The 12783-nt window shown below is 72.0% G+C and carries 13 protein-coding genes; 4 read left to right on the plus strand and 9 right to left on the minus strand.

Annotated elements, in window-relative coordinates; genetic code table 11:
• The first annotated feature begins 18 nt into the window (after positions 1 to 18).
• Positions 19 to 228, plus strand: a complete 210-nt coding sequence (locus tag OG494_RS30410) for a hypothetical protein (RefSeq protein WP_328444530.1) — start codon at positions 19 to 21, stop codon at positions 226 to 228.
• Between the two features lie 11 nt (positions 229 to 239).
• Positions 240 to 1001 carry a hypothetical protein gene (locus OG494_RS30415; protein ID WP_328444532.1) on the plus strand — a complete coding sequence of 254 codons (762 nt, stop codon included), beginning with the start codon at positions 240 to 242 and terminating at the stop codon, positions 999 to 1001.
• On the opposite strand, the gene OG494_RS30420 is transcribed toward OG494_RS30415, so the two are convergent.
• A complete protein-coding gene (locus OG494_RS30420) occupies positions 983 to 1204 on the minus strand; it encodes a hypothetical protein (RefSeq protein ID WP_328444534.1) in 222 nt (73 codons plus the stop codon). The genes OG494_RS30415 and OG494_RS30420 overlap by 19 nt on opposite strands.
• Before the next feature lie 8 nt (positions 1205 to 1212).
• Complete coding sequence (locus OG494_RS30425; RefSeq protein WP_328444536.1) at positions 1213 to 2337, minus strand: inorganic phosphate transporter; 1125 nt, start codon at positions 2335 to 2337, stop codon at positions 1213 to 1215.
• Between the two features lie 220 nt (positions 2338 to 2557).
• Between OG494_RS30425 and OG494_RS30430 the strand changes: the two genes are divergently transcribed.
• A complete protein-coding gene (locus OG494_RS30430) occupies positions 2558 to 3964 on the plus strand; it encodes an acyltransferase (RefSeq protein ID WP_328444538.1) in 1407 nt (468 codons plus the stop codon).
• On the opposite strand, the gene OG494_RS30435 is transcribed toward OG494_RS30430, so the two are convergent.
• On the minus strand, positions 3961 to 5163 hold the full coding sequence (locus OG494_RS30435) for a PucR family transcriptional regulator (RefSeq protein ID WP_328444539.1): 1203 nt from the start codon (positions 5161 to 5163) through the stop codon (positions 3961 to 3963). The genes OG494_RS30430 and OG494_RS30435 overlap by 4 nt on opposite strands.
• A 103-nt stretch (positions 5164 to 5266) precedes the next feature.
• Between OG494_RS30435 and OG494_RS30440 the strand changes: the two genes are divergently transcribed.
• Positions 5267 to 6133 (plus strand): lipase, encoded by an 867-nt coding sequence (locus OG494_RS30440; RefSeq protein WP_328444541.1) that lies wholly within the window; start codon positions 5267 to 5269, stop codon positions 6131 to 6133.
• A 52-nt stretch (positions 6134 to 6185) separates the two neighbouring features.
• On the opposite strand, the gene OG494_RS30445 is transcribed toward OG494_RS30440, so the two are convergent.
• The 6 genes from OG494_RS30445 to hutU all read right to left on the minus strand — a co-directional run bounded on the left by OG494_RS30445 (position 6186) and on the right by hutU (position 12760).
• Positions 6186 to 6527: an FAD-dependent oxidoreductase gene (locus OG494_RS30445; RefSeq protein WP_328444543.1), complete on the minus strand. Its 342-nt coding sequence runs from the start codon at positions 6525 to 6527 to the stop codon at positions 6186 to 6188.
• The gene (locus OG494_RS30450) at positions 6524 to 7342 is read right to left on the minus strand and encodes an FAD-dependent oxidoreductase (protein ID WP_328444545.1); all 819 of its coding nucleotides are present in this window, start codon (positions 7340 to 7342) and stop codon (positions 6524 to 6526) included. Before OG494_RS30450 ends, OG494_RS30445 begins: the two co-directional genes overlap by 4 nt.
• A gap of 109 nt (positions 7343 to 7451) precedes the next feature.
• On the minus strand, positions 7452 to 8597 hold the full coding sequence (gene hutI / locus OG494_RS30455) for an imidazolonepropionase (protein ID WP_328444546.1): 1146 nt from the start codon (positions 8595 to 8597) through the stop codon (positions 7452 to 7454).
• Positions 8585 to 9874: a formimidoylglutamate deiminase gene (locus OG494_RS30460; protein ID WP_328444548.1), complete on the minus strand. Its 1290-nt coding sequence runs from the start codon at positions 9872 to 9874 to the stop codon at positions 8585 to 8587. The genes hutI and OG494_RS30460 overlap by 13 nt, the downstream gene beginning before the upstream one ends.
• A complete protein-coding gene (locus OG494_RS30465) occupies positions 9871 to 11067 on the minus strand; it encodes an allantoate amidohydrolase (protein ID WP_328444550.1) in 1197 nt (398 codons plus the stop codon). Before OG494_RS30465 ends, OG494_RS30460 begins: the two co-directional genes overlap by 4 nt.
• Positions 11068 to 11101: 34 nt before the next feature.
• Positions 11102 to 12760 (minus strand): urocanate hydratase, encoded by a 1659-nt coding sequence (gene hutU / locus OG494_RS30470; RefSeq protein WP_442874509.1) that lies wholly within the window; start codon positions 12758 to 12760, stop codon positions 11102 to 11104.
• Between the last annotated feature and the right edge of the window lie 23 nt (positions 12761 to 12783).

A 12783-nucleotide genomic window follows, 5' to 3' on the forward strand; every position in this document is an offset into this window, starting at 1 on the left:
GATGCATCATGATCCACCATGGCCGAGCGCACCCTCGCCGATCAGTTGGGCGGCGACCTCCCCGAAGGCATCGAGGCCCTCGAAGAGCACGAGCGGCAGGACCTCTCCGACGCGCTGCGCGACGCGCGCAGACGCCAGGCGAAGGCGTTGGCCGAAGCGGGCGAAGAGGGCCTCCGCTACGTCCCGGCGTTGCTGCGGGGCGCGGTCCGGAAGGCAGTCGGACTGTGAATGACAAAGCTGTGACTGACAACGCTGCGACCGACAACTACGAGGCCGAAGCCGAGATCCTCAAGCTGGCCCGCGTCCTCGGCGTCGAGCCGGAGCGGCTCGAGTACCTGGCCCGCGTCGACGCCGGTGACCTGCGGGCGTTCCGCGAGAGCGTCACCGACACGCTGTTCGACGCGAACCTCGCCGTGCTGCAGCGGATGGCGCTCGCCGCGCGGATCGTGCCCGGCGCGGTGCTGGCGAAGATCGCCGAGAAGGTGTTCGGCCCATTGCTGTGCGCCCGGATCGCCGGCGTGGTCGACGTCTCCCGCGGCGTCGACGTCGCGAAGCGCCTGAGCCCCCGGTTCCTGTCGGAGGTCGCGGCCGACCTCGACCCGCGCCGCGCGAGCGCGATCATCTCGCGCATCCCCCTCGACACCGTGCTCGCGGTCGCGGCCGAACTGGCCGGCCGCGCGGACTGGATCACGCTCGGCCGGTTCGTCGGGCACCTCCCGGACCCGACGGTGCGGCGCTGCCTCGAGGAGATCGACGACCCCGGCCTGCTGCGGATCGCGTTCGTCCTCGACGACAAGAACCGCATCGACCACGTCGTCGGCCTGCTCCCGGCCCACCGCCTCGGCCGCCTCATCACCGCGGCCGGCGCCGACGAAGACCTCTGGACCCCGGCGCTGGACATGCTGCACCACCTGAGCGCCGAGCGCCGGAACACCCTCGCCCCGATGCTCGGCGGGCTCCCGGACGACCTCCGGGAACGCGCTCAGGCGACGATCAAGTAGATCCCGTACCCGACGATCGCCAGGCAGACGGCGAAGCAGAGGATCGCGCCGGCCAGCGGGCCGGTGCCCGAGCCGCCCGCCTCGCGCGCGGTCTCGCGCTGCGAGAGCCCCACCACTCCGAAGGAGAAGAGGCTCGTCAGCACGACGACCGAGGCGAGGGCGACGACGAAGACGAGACCGAGGGAACCCCAATCGATGTTCACGGCGCTCCTCAGACGTTGGCCGGCTGCGGGGCCGGCTCGGGCTCGGTGATGGTGTTCGCGCTGATCGGGTTCCGCCGCGACGCGAGGTAGATGCCGGCCGCGATGACGACGCCGGCGAGGCCGATCAGGACCGTGCCCCAGGTGCCGAGCGTCGAGACCTCGGCGGCGATCGCGCCGACGATCGCGGCCGCGGGCAGCGTCAGCGCCCAGGCGAGCACCATCTTGCCCGCGACACCCCAGCGGACCTCGGCGAGCCGGCGGCCGAGGCCGGAGCCGATGATGCCGCCCGAGCAGACGTGCGTGGTGGACAGCGCGAAGCCGAGGTGCGCCGAGGTGAGGATGACGGCCGCGGCGCTCGTCTCGGCCGCGAACCCTTGCGGCGTCTGGATTTCGGTGAGCTTCTTGCCCATCGTCTGGATGATCCGCCAGCCGCCGAGGTAGGTGCCGAGCGCGATCGCGGTGCCGGCGGTCAGGATCACCCAGATCGGCGGGTTCGAGCCCGGCGCGAGCGAGCCGGACGCGATCAGCGTCAGGGTGATGACGCCCATCGTCTTCTGCGCGTCGTTCGTGCCGTGCGCCAGCGAAACCAGCGACGCCGAGGCGATCTGGCCGGCCTTGAAGGTGCGGCCCACGGTGTCCTTCTTCGCCCGGTTGGTGATCCGGTAGACGAGGAAGGTGCCCAGCGTCGCGACGATCCCGGCGACGATCGGCGAGGCGAGCGCCGGGATGAGGACCTTCTCGACGACCTTGCCGAAGTGGACGGCGTCCGAGCCCGAGGCGATCCAGGTGGCGCCGATCAGCCCGCCGAACAGCGCGTGCGACGAGCTCGACGGCAGCCCGATCAGCCAGGTCACCAGGTTCCACACGATGGCCCCGACCAGGCCGGCGAAGATGATCACCGGCGTCACCTTCGTGTCGTCGACGATCCCGCCGGAGATCGTCTTCGCGACCTCCACGGACAGGAAGGCGCCGACGAGGTTCAGCACCGCGGACACCCCGACCGCGACCCGCGGCTTGAGCGCTCCGGTGGCGATGGACGTGGCCATCGCGTTGGCCGTGTCGTGGAAGCCGTTGGTGAAGTCGAAGGCCAGCGCCGCGACGATCACCACCAGCACGATCAGCGAGAAGTCCATGCGGGGCTCATTTCCGTCGCCGGAGGCTGTTCGCCGAAAACGCTACTGATCGACCGACCGGAACCCGATCCCTGACGTGTGACGGCTCCCTGAACTCTCCATGAACCCGGAAGCGCTTTCCGGGAGGAACCGCGCATTTCCGGCAGGTAGGGCCAACCCGACCACGAAGACGGTGGTCCGGCCCAGTGTGTCCCGCCGCCGCCCCTGCGAACGTCGGGTCATGAGCAGACTGGGGCCGGGCTGGCCGATCGTCGCGACAGCGGTGTCGGGCGTGTTGTTCTTCTTCGGGACGGGCTTGGACCCGGTCCCCGAGCTGGCGTGGTGGGCACCACTGCCGATCCTGCTGCTCGCGCCGCGGGTGTCCGGAGTGACGGCGCTGCTCTGCGCGTTCGTCGCGTACGCCGCGGGCAGCACCGGCACGTGGAGCTACTTCTGGCACTCGCTGGCGGTCCCGCGGCCGGCCGCGATCGCGATCCTCGGCGGCAGCGCGGTGCTGTTCGCCCTGGCCGCCGGCCTGTTCCGGCTGCTGGTGCGACGTCGGCACGAGGTGCTGGCCGTGCTCGCCGCGGCCGGGCTGTGGACCGTCGCGCTCTACGCGGTCTCCCTGCTGAACCCGACCGGCCTGATGGGGACGCTGATGACGACCCAGGCCGACCGGCCGGCGGTCCTGCAGCTCGCCTCGGTGACCGGCGGCTGGGGCGTCGAGTTCCTGGTGCTGGCCGTCCCGGCCGCGGTAGCCGCGATCTGCGCGCCCGGCGTCAGGGGCCGCTCCCGGCTGATCTCGGTGGTGGCGGTCGCCGCCGCGCTGACCGGGCTGTTCTTCTGGAGCACCGCGCGGCTGAGCAGCCCCGCGGGGACCACGGTGAAGGTCGCGCTGGTCGTCCCCGCGAACGCGGGCTGGGCCACGGACGTCGCGACGCCGCAGGGCGCCACCCTCCTGCAGTCCTATGTGGACCAGATCGGCGCGCTGCCGGACGACGTCCGCGTCGCGGTCCTCCCCGAAGCCGCTTTCGCCGTGGACGACACTTCGCGGGCCGGGTTCGTCGAGCAGCTCCGGCGCACCGGCGTCGAGGTCGTCACCGGCGTCTACGACACCACGCCGCAGGGCCGGTTCAACGCGGCGCTCGACGTGCCGCCATCCGGGCCGACGATCGAATTCCGCAAGTGGCACAACGGGGATTCGAAGAACATCGCCGACGGCACGGACCTCGCGTACCTCGCGGGCCCGGCGAAGATCGGCCTGCTGGTCTGCATGGACGTCAACTTCGCGAACCCCAGCGGCGGCTACGGCGAGGCCGGCACCGGCTTGGTCCTGATCCCGGCGTCCGACGAGGACGTCGACGGCTGGGAACACAGCCGCACAGCGCTGATCCGCGGCGTCGAGAACGGGTTCTCGGTGGCGTGGAGCGCCACCCGCGGCACGCCGATGCTGTCCGACGCGCACGGCCGCGTCCTCGCCGACACCCACACGGGCGCGCAGCCGTTCTCGGTGGTGACCGCCGATGTCCCGCTCGGCAGCGGCGGCACGCCGTACGCCCGCTTCGGCGACTGGTTCGCGTGGCTGTGCGGACTGCTTGCGCTGGCCGGGATCGCGGCCGCGGCGAGCCGGGAGCGCGTCGACGCCTAGTCCGCGGCGCGGGCCACCACGGCCGCGCCGAGCAGCGTGACGTCCGCCGTCGACGTCGGGTCCAGGCCGGTCAGCGCCTGAACCCGGCGCAGCCGGTAGTCGACGGTGTTCGGGTGGACGTGCAGCTGGGCCGCAGTCGTCCGGCGGTCGCCGAGGCGCAGGTACGCCCGCAGCGTGTCGAGGAGATCCGCCTTGTCCGCCAACGGTTCCAGCATCTCCGCGAGCCGGTCGCGGGCCTCGCTCGGGCAGGACAGCTGGTACTCCAGCACGACGTCGTCCAGCCGGTAGACGCCCGGCGGGCGGCCGAAGGTCCGGGCCACCGCCAGGATCCGGCGGGCACAGGGTGCGGCCGCGGCGACGCCGTCGGGTTCGGCGACGACCACGCCGGCCGTCACGTCGACCGCCGCCGCGCGGGCCATCTCCCGGACCACGCCGTCCAGCCACGGCAGGTCGCGCTCGGGCAGCAGCGCCAGCCCGCCGTCCGTGGTCAACGACGTCAGCATCGGCTCGCGGACCTGCCGCTCCAGCTCGGCGCGCAGCCGCCGCAGCTTCCGGCGGGCCGCCACCAGCGGATCGACGTCCGCCGACGTCTCGTCCGGGTGCGCGCCGAACCCGAACGCCACGACCAGGTACGACGTCGGCAGCCGCAGCCCGGCCTGGTCGGCCGCGGCCTGCGCGGGCTCGCCGCCGAGCAACGCGGCCAGCAGGCTCTGCCGGGCCGAATGCTCGTCGCCGGAGATGGACTGCTGCTGCGCGAGGTAACCCGCCGCGACGGCCGGGGTGATCAGCTCGAGGTAGCGCAGCAGGAGCGCGTTGACGGCCATGACGTCGGCGAGGTCGCCGGGCCGGGCGTCGGCGGTCATCGTGTCCCAGGCGACCTGGATGCCGACGTGGTAGGCGGTCAGCACCACCTCGATCGGGATGCCCTCCTCCGCGCGCCGGGCCGCCGACTCGCGCAGGAACGCCACCTCGGCCGCCGTCGGCAGCGTCTTCGACCGGAGCACCGCGACGAACGACCGCAGGTTCTGCTCGATCACGCGGCTGATGTCGCCGGCCAGCTCCTCGCCGGGCATCAGCCGGTACGCCGTGAGCCGCGCGACCAACTCCTCGATCACCGCCCGGGTCAGCGCCGGCAGCGCACCGGTCAGCCGGTCGGCCAGCGCTTGCCCGCCGATCCGGAAGGCTTTGTCATCTTTCACAACAGCCTCCGGTCAAGTCTGAGCGTCATCCCATGTCGCGAACCGCGGGTTGTGCCACATCATGACACTCGTCACTACTGACGGGTAACTGGAGGCAACGGAAATGCGGGTCACCAACGGCGGTGTCAAGCGAATCCTGACCGCGCTCGTCGCGGCGGTCACTCTCGGCGTCGCGGCTCCGGCGGTCGCCGAAGCGGCGCCGAGCAGCGGCTGGAACGACTGGTCGTGCCAACCCTCGGCCCAGCATCCCCAGCCCGTCGTGCTGGTGCACGGCCTCGGCGCGAACGACACCGTCAACTGGTTCTTCCACGCGCCGAAGATCGCCGCGCAGGGCTACTGCGTCTACTCGCTGACCTACGGCACCGGCGTGCTCGGCCCGCTCGTCGGCGGTCTCGCGTCCATGCGGGACAGCGCCGCCGAGCTGGGCCGGTTCGTCGACCGCGTCCGGAGCACGACCGGCGCGGCGAAGGTCGACATCGTCGGGCACTCCGAGGGCAGCACAATGCCCGCGTATTACCTCAAGTTCGGCGGTGGCGCGGCGAAGGTCGCGCACTTCGTCGGCTTCGGCGCGAACTACCGCGGCACCACGCTCGGCGGCCTCGACGCGCTCGCCAAGGCCCTGCTGACCTCGGTGCCCGGGCTCGACGGAATCCTCCGGACGGCGTGCGGCTCGTGCAAGGAATACCTGGCACCGTCGGCGTTCCTGGACGACCTCGCCCGGGGCGGTGTGCACGTCGCCGGGCCGACGTACACGAGCATCGTGAGCCGCTACGACGAGGTCGTCACCCCCTACACCAGCGGGATCCTCAACGAGCCGGGCGCGACGGACATCGTGCTGCAGGACTTCTGCCGCTCCGACGTCTCCGGCCACCTCGGCCAGGCCGTCGACCCGAACGTCACGGGCCTGATCCTGCACGCCCTCGACGCGAAGTACACCCCGCGCTGCACGCCGTTCATCCTGCCGCTGTAGCCGCTCGTGAGTGTTTAGGGCGGTTCTAACCGCCCTAAACACTCACGAGGCGTCAGACCGGGAGCGGGTTCTGGCCCATGAACCGCCGGCCGTTCGCCGCGGACTCCCGGACGGCCGCGAAGCCGTAGTCCACCATCGCGGACTCGTACGCCGCGACGGCGTCGAGCAGCGGAGCCCCGGCCAGCGCGGACGCCAGCGCCGCACCATCACGCAACGCGGTGTTGGCACCCGCGCCGGCGGCGGGGCTCATCGCGTGGATCGCGTCGCCGATCAGCGTCACCCGCGACGGTGACCACGGCCCGATCGGCACGCTCGTACGGATCGGCTGCGGGAACGTCGCGGTGTCGTCCCAGTGCTCGACCATCGCGCGGGCCCGCGGCGCGAAGTCCTTCACCAGCCCGAAGCCAGCTCCTGCAGCTCGGCCGGCGGCATCGCGGCCAGTTCGGCATCGCTCAGCCCGACGACCTCGCGACGGGCACCGACCGCGCACGTCATGTACGGCTCGTGGTCCCGCAGTTCGAGCCCCGGCACCAGCCGCGCGGCCGCCTCGGCGACGGGCTCCGGGTAGTCGACCGGCGCGAACCCGACCATCGTCCGATCGGGCGCGACGGCCATCGAGAACACCGCGAACATCTCCGGGTCGAACAGCGCGCGGGTGGGCGCGGTGAGTGGAATCCGGCCGTACAGCTGGAGAAGCCCGGTGTCGACGACTTCGGCGTGCGGCAAGTACTGGCGCCGCACCGGGGAGTTGACGCCGTCCGCGCCGACCAGCAGGTCTCCGCGGGCCGACGTGCCGTCCGCGAAGTGCGCGGTCACGCCGCCGGCGTCCGTCGTGTAGTGCGTGAACCGCTTGTCGTAGCGCACATCCAGGCCGTGCAGCAGGATCTGGCGCACGGTGAAGCGGTTGATGTTGAGGTGGGGCCCGGTCTCGGCGAGGATCAGCTCATCGACGCGGCGCAGCTGCTCGTCGTAGATCTGGGTGGCGGGCAACGCCCGGCCGGCGGTCGCCCGGAAGAGTTGGTGCAGCTCGGCTGGCAGGACTTCACGCAACGCCGAGTCGCCGACGTGGTCGATGTGCAGCCGGTACCCCTGCACCCGCGCGCCGGGTGCAGCGTCTCGTTCGTAGACCTGGCAAGGGATTCCGGCGCGGTGCAGTCCTTGGGCGAGGCTCAGGCCACCCATCCCGGCGCCGATGATGATGACAGACACACTTGTCCCTTCGTCGCTGGCGATGAAGGGACGCACGGGTGAGCGCTGGAACGGGTGCCCGGACTAACCCATACCGGACCGTGCGTTCGCGCGTCCTCTGCGATCCACGTTAGCGCACGAGATCTCCGGCGCGCCACACCACTTTCGTGAGCGGCACTCCGGGGCGGTAGGCCAAATGTGTGACGGACGGCGCGTCGAGCACGTGGACGTCGGCCCGCGCGCCGGGCCGCAGCACGCCGACGTCGTCGCGGCGCAACGCCCGCGCGCCGCCCGCCGTCGCGGCCCAGACGGCCTCTTCGATCGTCATGCGCATCTGCAGCACCGCCGTCGCCACGCAGAAGGCCATCGATGTGGTGTACGAGCTGCCCGGGTTGGCGTTGCTGGCCAGGGCGACGGTCGCGCCCGCGTCGAGCAGCCGCCGCGCCGGAGCGAGCGGCTGCCGGGTCGAGAGGTCGCACGCGGGCAGCAGCGTCGCCACGGTTTCGGACGCGGCCAGCGCCTCGACGTCCGCGTCGCTCAGGTACGTGCAGTGGTCGACGCTCGCCGCGCCCAGCTCGACGGCCAGCCGGACGCCGGGGCCTTCGCCGAGCTGGTTGCCGTGCACCCGCAGCCCCAGTCCGCGTTCCGCGGCGGCCTTGAGCACCCGCGCCGACTGGGCCTCGTCGAAGGCACCCGTCTCGCAGAAGACATCCGCCCAGCGCACGCTTTCCGCGACGGCGTCGAGCATCTCGCCGCAGACGAGGTCCACATAGGACTCGGCGTCGGCGCCCGGCGGGACCAGGTGCGCGCCGAGGAAGGTCACCTCGTCGGCGACCTCGCCTGCGATCCGGGCGCTGCGCGCTTCGTCCGCGACGGTCAGCCCGTAGCCGGTCTTGGTCTCCAGGCAGGTCGTCCCCTGCCGGGCCGCTTCGTCGACGTGCCGGCGCAGGTTCGCGGCCAGCTGCTCGTCGGACGCCTCGCGCGTCGCGCCGACGGTGATCGCGATTCCGCCTGCGGTGTAGGGATTTCCGGCCATCCGGGCTTCGAACTCGGCGGTGCGGTCGCCGGCGAAGACGAGGTGCGTGTGGCTGTCGACCCAACCCGGCAGCACCGCGCGGCCTTCGACGTCGACGTGCTCGTCGGCGTCCGGCGCCTGCGCGCTCGGGCCCACCCACGCCACCTTCGTACCCTCGAGGACGAGAGCCGCGTCGGTCAGGCGGCCCAGCTCGGGGTCGTTGGTCGTCAGCTCGCCGATCCCCGTGATCACGACAGCCACAGTTCCTCGATCTCCTTCGCCAGAACGGTTTCCGGTCGTTCGACCAGCTGGTGCGTCCCGTCGCGGACGACGTCGCGGCCCGCGACGACGACGTGCCGGACGTCGGCCCCGGACGCGGCGAACACCACTCCGGACGGCTCGATCCCGGCCGTCCGCACGGAGTCCAGCCCGACCGTCACGAAGTCCGCACCCGCGCCTTCCTCGAGGCGCCCGGCCTCCGGCCACCCGACGGCGGTGTGGTCGGTGCCCGCGGCCAGGAGTTCCTCGGCGGTGAACCGGCCGCGTTCCTCACTGGCCAGCCGGTCGTCGAGTTCGAGCGCGCGGGTTTCCTCGAAGGCGTCGACGACGGCGTTGCTGTCGCTGCCGACGCCGAGCCGCACACCCGCGTCCCGCAGCGCGCGGGCCGGGCCGATGCCGTCGCCGAGGTCGCGTTCGGTGGTCGGGCAGAAACACGCCCCGGCGCGGGCGGCGCCGAGCCGGTGGATGTCCGACGTCGTCAGGTGCGTGGCGTGCACGGCGACCAGGCGATCGGTCAGCACGCCGTGGTCGTCCAGGAGTTCCGCCGGAGTGCGACCGTAGGCGGTCAGGCACTGCTCGTTCTCGGCGCGCTGCTCGGAGAGGTGGATGTGGACCACGCGCGCACTGTCCACAAGCGACAACTGATCGGCCGGGACCGCACGCACCGAATGGATCGCGGCGCCGACGCGGAACAGCTCGTCTTCTTTCAGCGAGGCGACCCGCGAAGCCCACTGTGAAGCCGAGCCGTCGGAGAACCGCCGTTGCACCTCGTCGGGTTCGACGCCGATGCCTCCGGCGAGGTAACACGTGTCGAGCAGGGTCAGCCGGATCCCGGCGTCGCGCGCGGCTTCCCGCAGCGCCTCCCCCATCGCGTTCGGGTCGGCGTACGGCTTGCCGCCAGGCGCGTGGTGCAGGTAGTGGAACTCGCCGACGCTCGTGTACCCGCCCAGGACCATCTCGGCGTAGACACCGCGGGCGAGCCGGTAGTACGAGTCCGGATCGAGCCGCGACGCGAGCGTGTACATCCGCTCACGCCACGTCCAGAACGTGCCGCGCTCGTGGTGCGTCCGGCCGCGCAACGCCCGGTGGAACGCGTGCGAGTGGCCGTTCGCGAACCCGGGCAGCGTGAGTCCATTCAGGATGGTTCCGACACGGGGCGAGTCCGACGTGACGCCGGTGATCCGCCCATCGGCGACGTCGATGCGCACCCCGCCCGCGATCCCGCCGGGCAGCCACGCCTGCTCGCACCAGTACGTCATCGCGTCAGCTGCTCCAGCGCGGTGGCGAGCGCCTGGGCCCCGGCCTCGACGTCGGCGGCCTCGGCGAACTCCTCCGGCGAGTGGCTGATGCCGGTCGGGTTGCGCACGTACAGCATCCCGGCCGGCACGAACCCGGCGAGGATCGCCGCGTCGTGGCCGGCGCCGGTCGGCAGTTCCGGCACGCCGCCGAGCCAGCCGCCGAGGTTCCGGCGCAACGCGTCGTCGAACACGACGTCGCCGGAGTACGACTCGCGCGTCACCCTGACCTGGCAGCCCTCTTCCGCCGCCGCGGCCGACGCCGCGCGGCTGATCTCGGCGACCAGCCCCGGCGTGCCCTCGCCGGGCACCCGCGCGTCGAGCCACAGGTCCACTGTGGACGCGATGACGTTGGTGCCGCCGGGCGTCGGCACGAGCCGGCCGACGGTCGCGCGCGCGTCCGGCACGCCCGAGGCCAGCCGACGGACGGCGGTGACCGTCGCGGCGGCGGGCAGCATCGGATCCGCGCGGTCGGCCAGCAGCGTCGCGCCGGCGTGGTTTCCCTGTCCCTCGAAGGAGAACCGCCACCGGCCGTGCGCGATCACGGTGCTGCCGACGGCCACCGGCGCGCCGAGGTCGATCAGCCCGCGGCCCTGCTCGACGTGCAGTTCGAGGAACCGCCCGATCCGGTCGAGACGCTCTTCGTCCGGCCCCATCCGCGCCGGGTCGATCCCGGCCTTCTTGGCCGCTTCGGCGAACGTGACGCCGTCGGCGTCGCGCAGGCCACGCGCCTTGTCGGCGTCGATGGTGCCGGTGAGCAGCCGCGAGCCGAGGCACGGGACGCCGAACCGGCCGCCCTCTTCTTCGGCGAACACGACGACGGCGAGCGGCTTGCGCGGCCGGAACCCCTGGGCCCGCAGGGTTTCCACGGCGGAGAGAGCGCTCGCGACCCCGAGCGGGCCGTCGAACGCCCCGCCGCCGGGCACCGAGTCGAGGTGGCTGCCGGTGACGACGGCGTTGCGCCCCGGCGGTCCCCACCAGGCCCAGATGTTGCCGTTGCGGTCGGTCTCGACGTCCAGCTCGAGCCCGAGCGCACGGTCGACGAACCATTCACGCAGGTCGTGCTCGGGCGCGTCGAAGGCGTGGCGGGAGTACCCGCCGCGCTTCGGGTCGCGTCCGACGTCGGCGATTTCTTCCAGATAACCAGCTGTGTTCATGCCACCTCCGCGGGAAAGAGTACGTCGGCGGTGGTCACGCATCCTCCTGCATCGGCACCCGCACGCCCCGCTCGTCGGCGACGTCGGCCGCGCGATCGTAACCGGCGTCGACGTGCCGGATGACGCCCATTCCCGGGTCGTTGGTGAGCACGCGCTCCAGCTTCTGCGCGGCCAGAGCCGTCCCGTCGGCCACGCTGACCTGGCCGGCGTGGATCGAGCGGCCCATGCCGACGCCGCCACCGTGGTGGATCGACACCCAGCTGGCGCCCGAAGACGTGTTGACCAGCGCGTTCAGCAGCGGCCAGTCGGCGATCGCGTCGGAGCCGTCGGCCATGCCCTCGGTCTCGCGGTACGGCGAGGCGACGCTGCCGGAGTCGAGGTGGTCACGGCCGATGACGACCGGCGCCTTCAGCTCGCCGCTGGCGACCATCTCGTTGAACCGCAGGCCGGCCAGGTGCCGCTCGCCGTAACCGAGCCAGCAGATCCGCGCCGGCAGGCCCTGGAACGCCACGCGCTCGCCGGCCAGCTTGATCCAGCGCGCGAGGGATTCGTTCTCCGGGAAGAGTTCCAGCATCGCGCGGTCGGTCGCCGCGATGTCCTCGGGGTCACCGGACAGGGCCGCCCAGCGGAACGGGCCGTTGCCCTCGCAGAACAGCGGGCGGATGTAGGCGGGCACGAACCCGGGGAAGTCGAACGCACGCTCGCAGCCGCCGAGCTTCGCCTCACCGCGCAGCGAGTTGCCGTAGTCAAAGACCTCCACACCCTTGTCGAGGAAGCCCAGCATGGCCTCGACGTGCTCGGCCATCGACTCGCGCGCGCGGTCGGTGAACTCGTCGGGCTTCTTGGCCGCGTAGTCGTGCCAGTCGGCGACGTCGACACCCTTGGGCAGGTACGACAGCGGGTCGTGCGCGGACGTCTGGTCGGTGACGATGTCGACCTCGACGCCGCGGCGGAGCAGCTCCGGCAGCACGTCGGCGGCGTTGCCGACGACACCCACCGACAGCGCGCGCTTCTCCTGCTTCGCCTTGGTGACGCGGGAAATCGCGTCGTCGAGGTCGTCGGCGACCTCGTCCAGGTAGCGCGTCTCGACGCGGCGGTGCGCGCGCTGCGGGTCGCACTCGATGACCAGCGCGACACCGTCGTTCATGGTCACGGCGAGCGGCTGCGCGCCGCCCATGCCACCGAGGCCGGCGGTCACCGTCAAAGTTCCGCGCAGCGAGCCGCCGAACTTCTTCTTCGCGACGGCGGCGAACGTCTCGTAGGTGCCCTGGAGGATGCCCTGGGTGCCGATGTAGATCCACGAACCGGCCGTCATCTGGCCGTACATCGTGAGGCCCTGCTGCTCGAGGCGGCGGAACTCGGGCCAGGTGGCCCAGTCGCCGACCAGGTTCGAGTTCGCGATGAGCACGCGCGGCGCCCACTCGTGGGTGCGGAACACCCCGACCGGCTTGCCGGACTGCACGAGCAGCGTCTCGTCGACGTCCAAAGTGGTCAGTTCGCGGGTGATGGCGTCGAAGCTGGCCCAGTTGCGGGCGGCCTTGCCGGTACCGCCGTAGACGACCAGGTCCTCGGGCCGCTCGGCGACGTCGGGGTCGAGGTTGTTGTGGAACATCCGCAGCGCGGCTTCGGTCTGCCACGACTTCGCGGTGAGCTGGGTGCCGCGGGCGGCACGGACGACACGGGACATGCTCAGACCTCCAGGTAAGCGGTCGTGAG

Source organism: Amycolatopsis sp. NBC_00438, assembly GCF_036026695.1.
Classification (GTDB): Bacteria; Actinomycetota; Actinomycetes; order Mycobacteriales; family Pseudonocardiaceae; genus Amycolatopsis.

Excerpts from the sequence above, each read along its gene's own strand:
- OG494_RS30425 (WP_328444536.1), bottom strand. The coding sequence starts at position 2,337 with ATGGACTTCTCGCTGATCGTGCTGGTGGTGATCGTCGCGGCGCTGGCC.
- OG494_RS30410 (WP_328444530.1), top strand. The coding sequence starts at position 19 with ATGGCCGAGCGCACCCTCGCCGATCAGTTGGGCGGCGACCTCCCCGAA.
- OG494_RS30460 (WP_328444548.1), bottom strand. The coding sequence starts at position 9,874 with ATGACGTACTGGTGCGAGCAGGCGTGGCTGCCCGGCGGGATCGCGGGC.
- OG494_RS30465 (WP_328444550.1), bottom strand. The coding sequence starts at position 11,067 with ATGAACACAGCTGGTTATCTGGAAGAAATCGCCGACGTCGGACGCGAC.
- OG494_RS30430 (WP_328444538.1), top strand. The coding sequence starts at position 2,558 with ATGAGCAGACTGGGGCCGGGCTGGCCGATCGTCGCGACAGCGGTGTCG.
- OG494_RS30440 (WP_328444541.1), top strand. The coding sequence starts at position 5,267 with ATGCGGGTCACCAACGGCGGTGTCAAGCGAATCCTGACCGCGCTCGTC.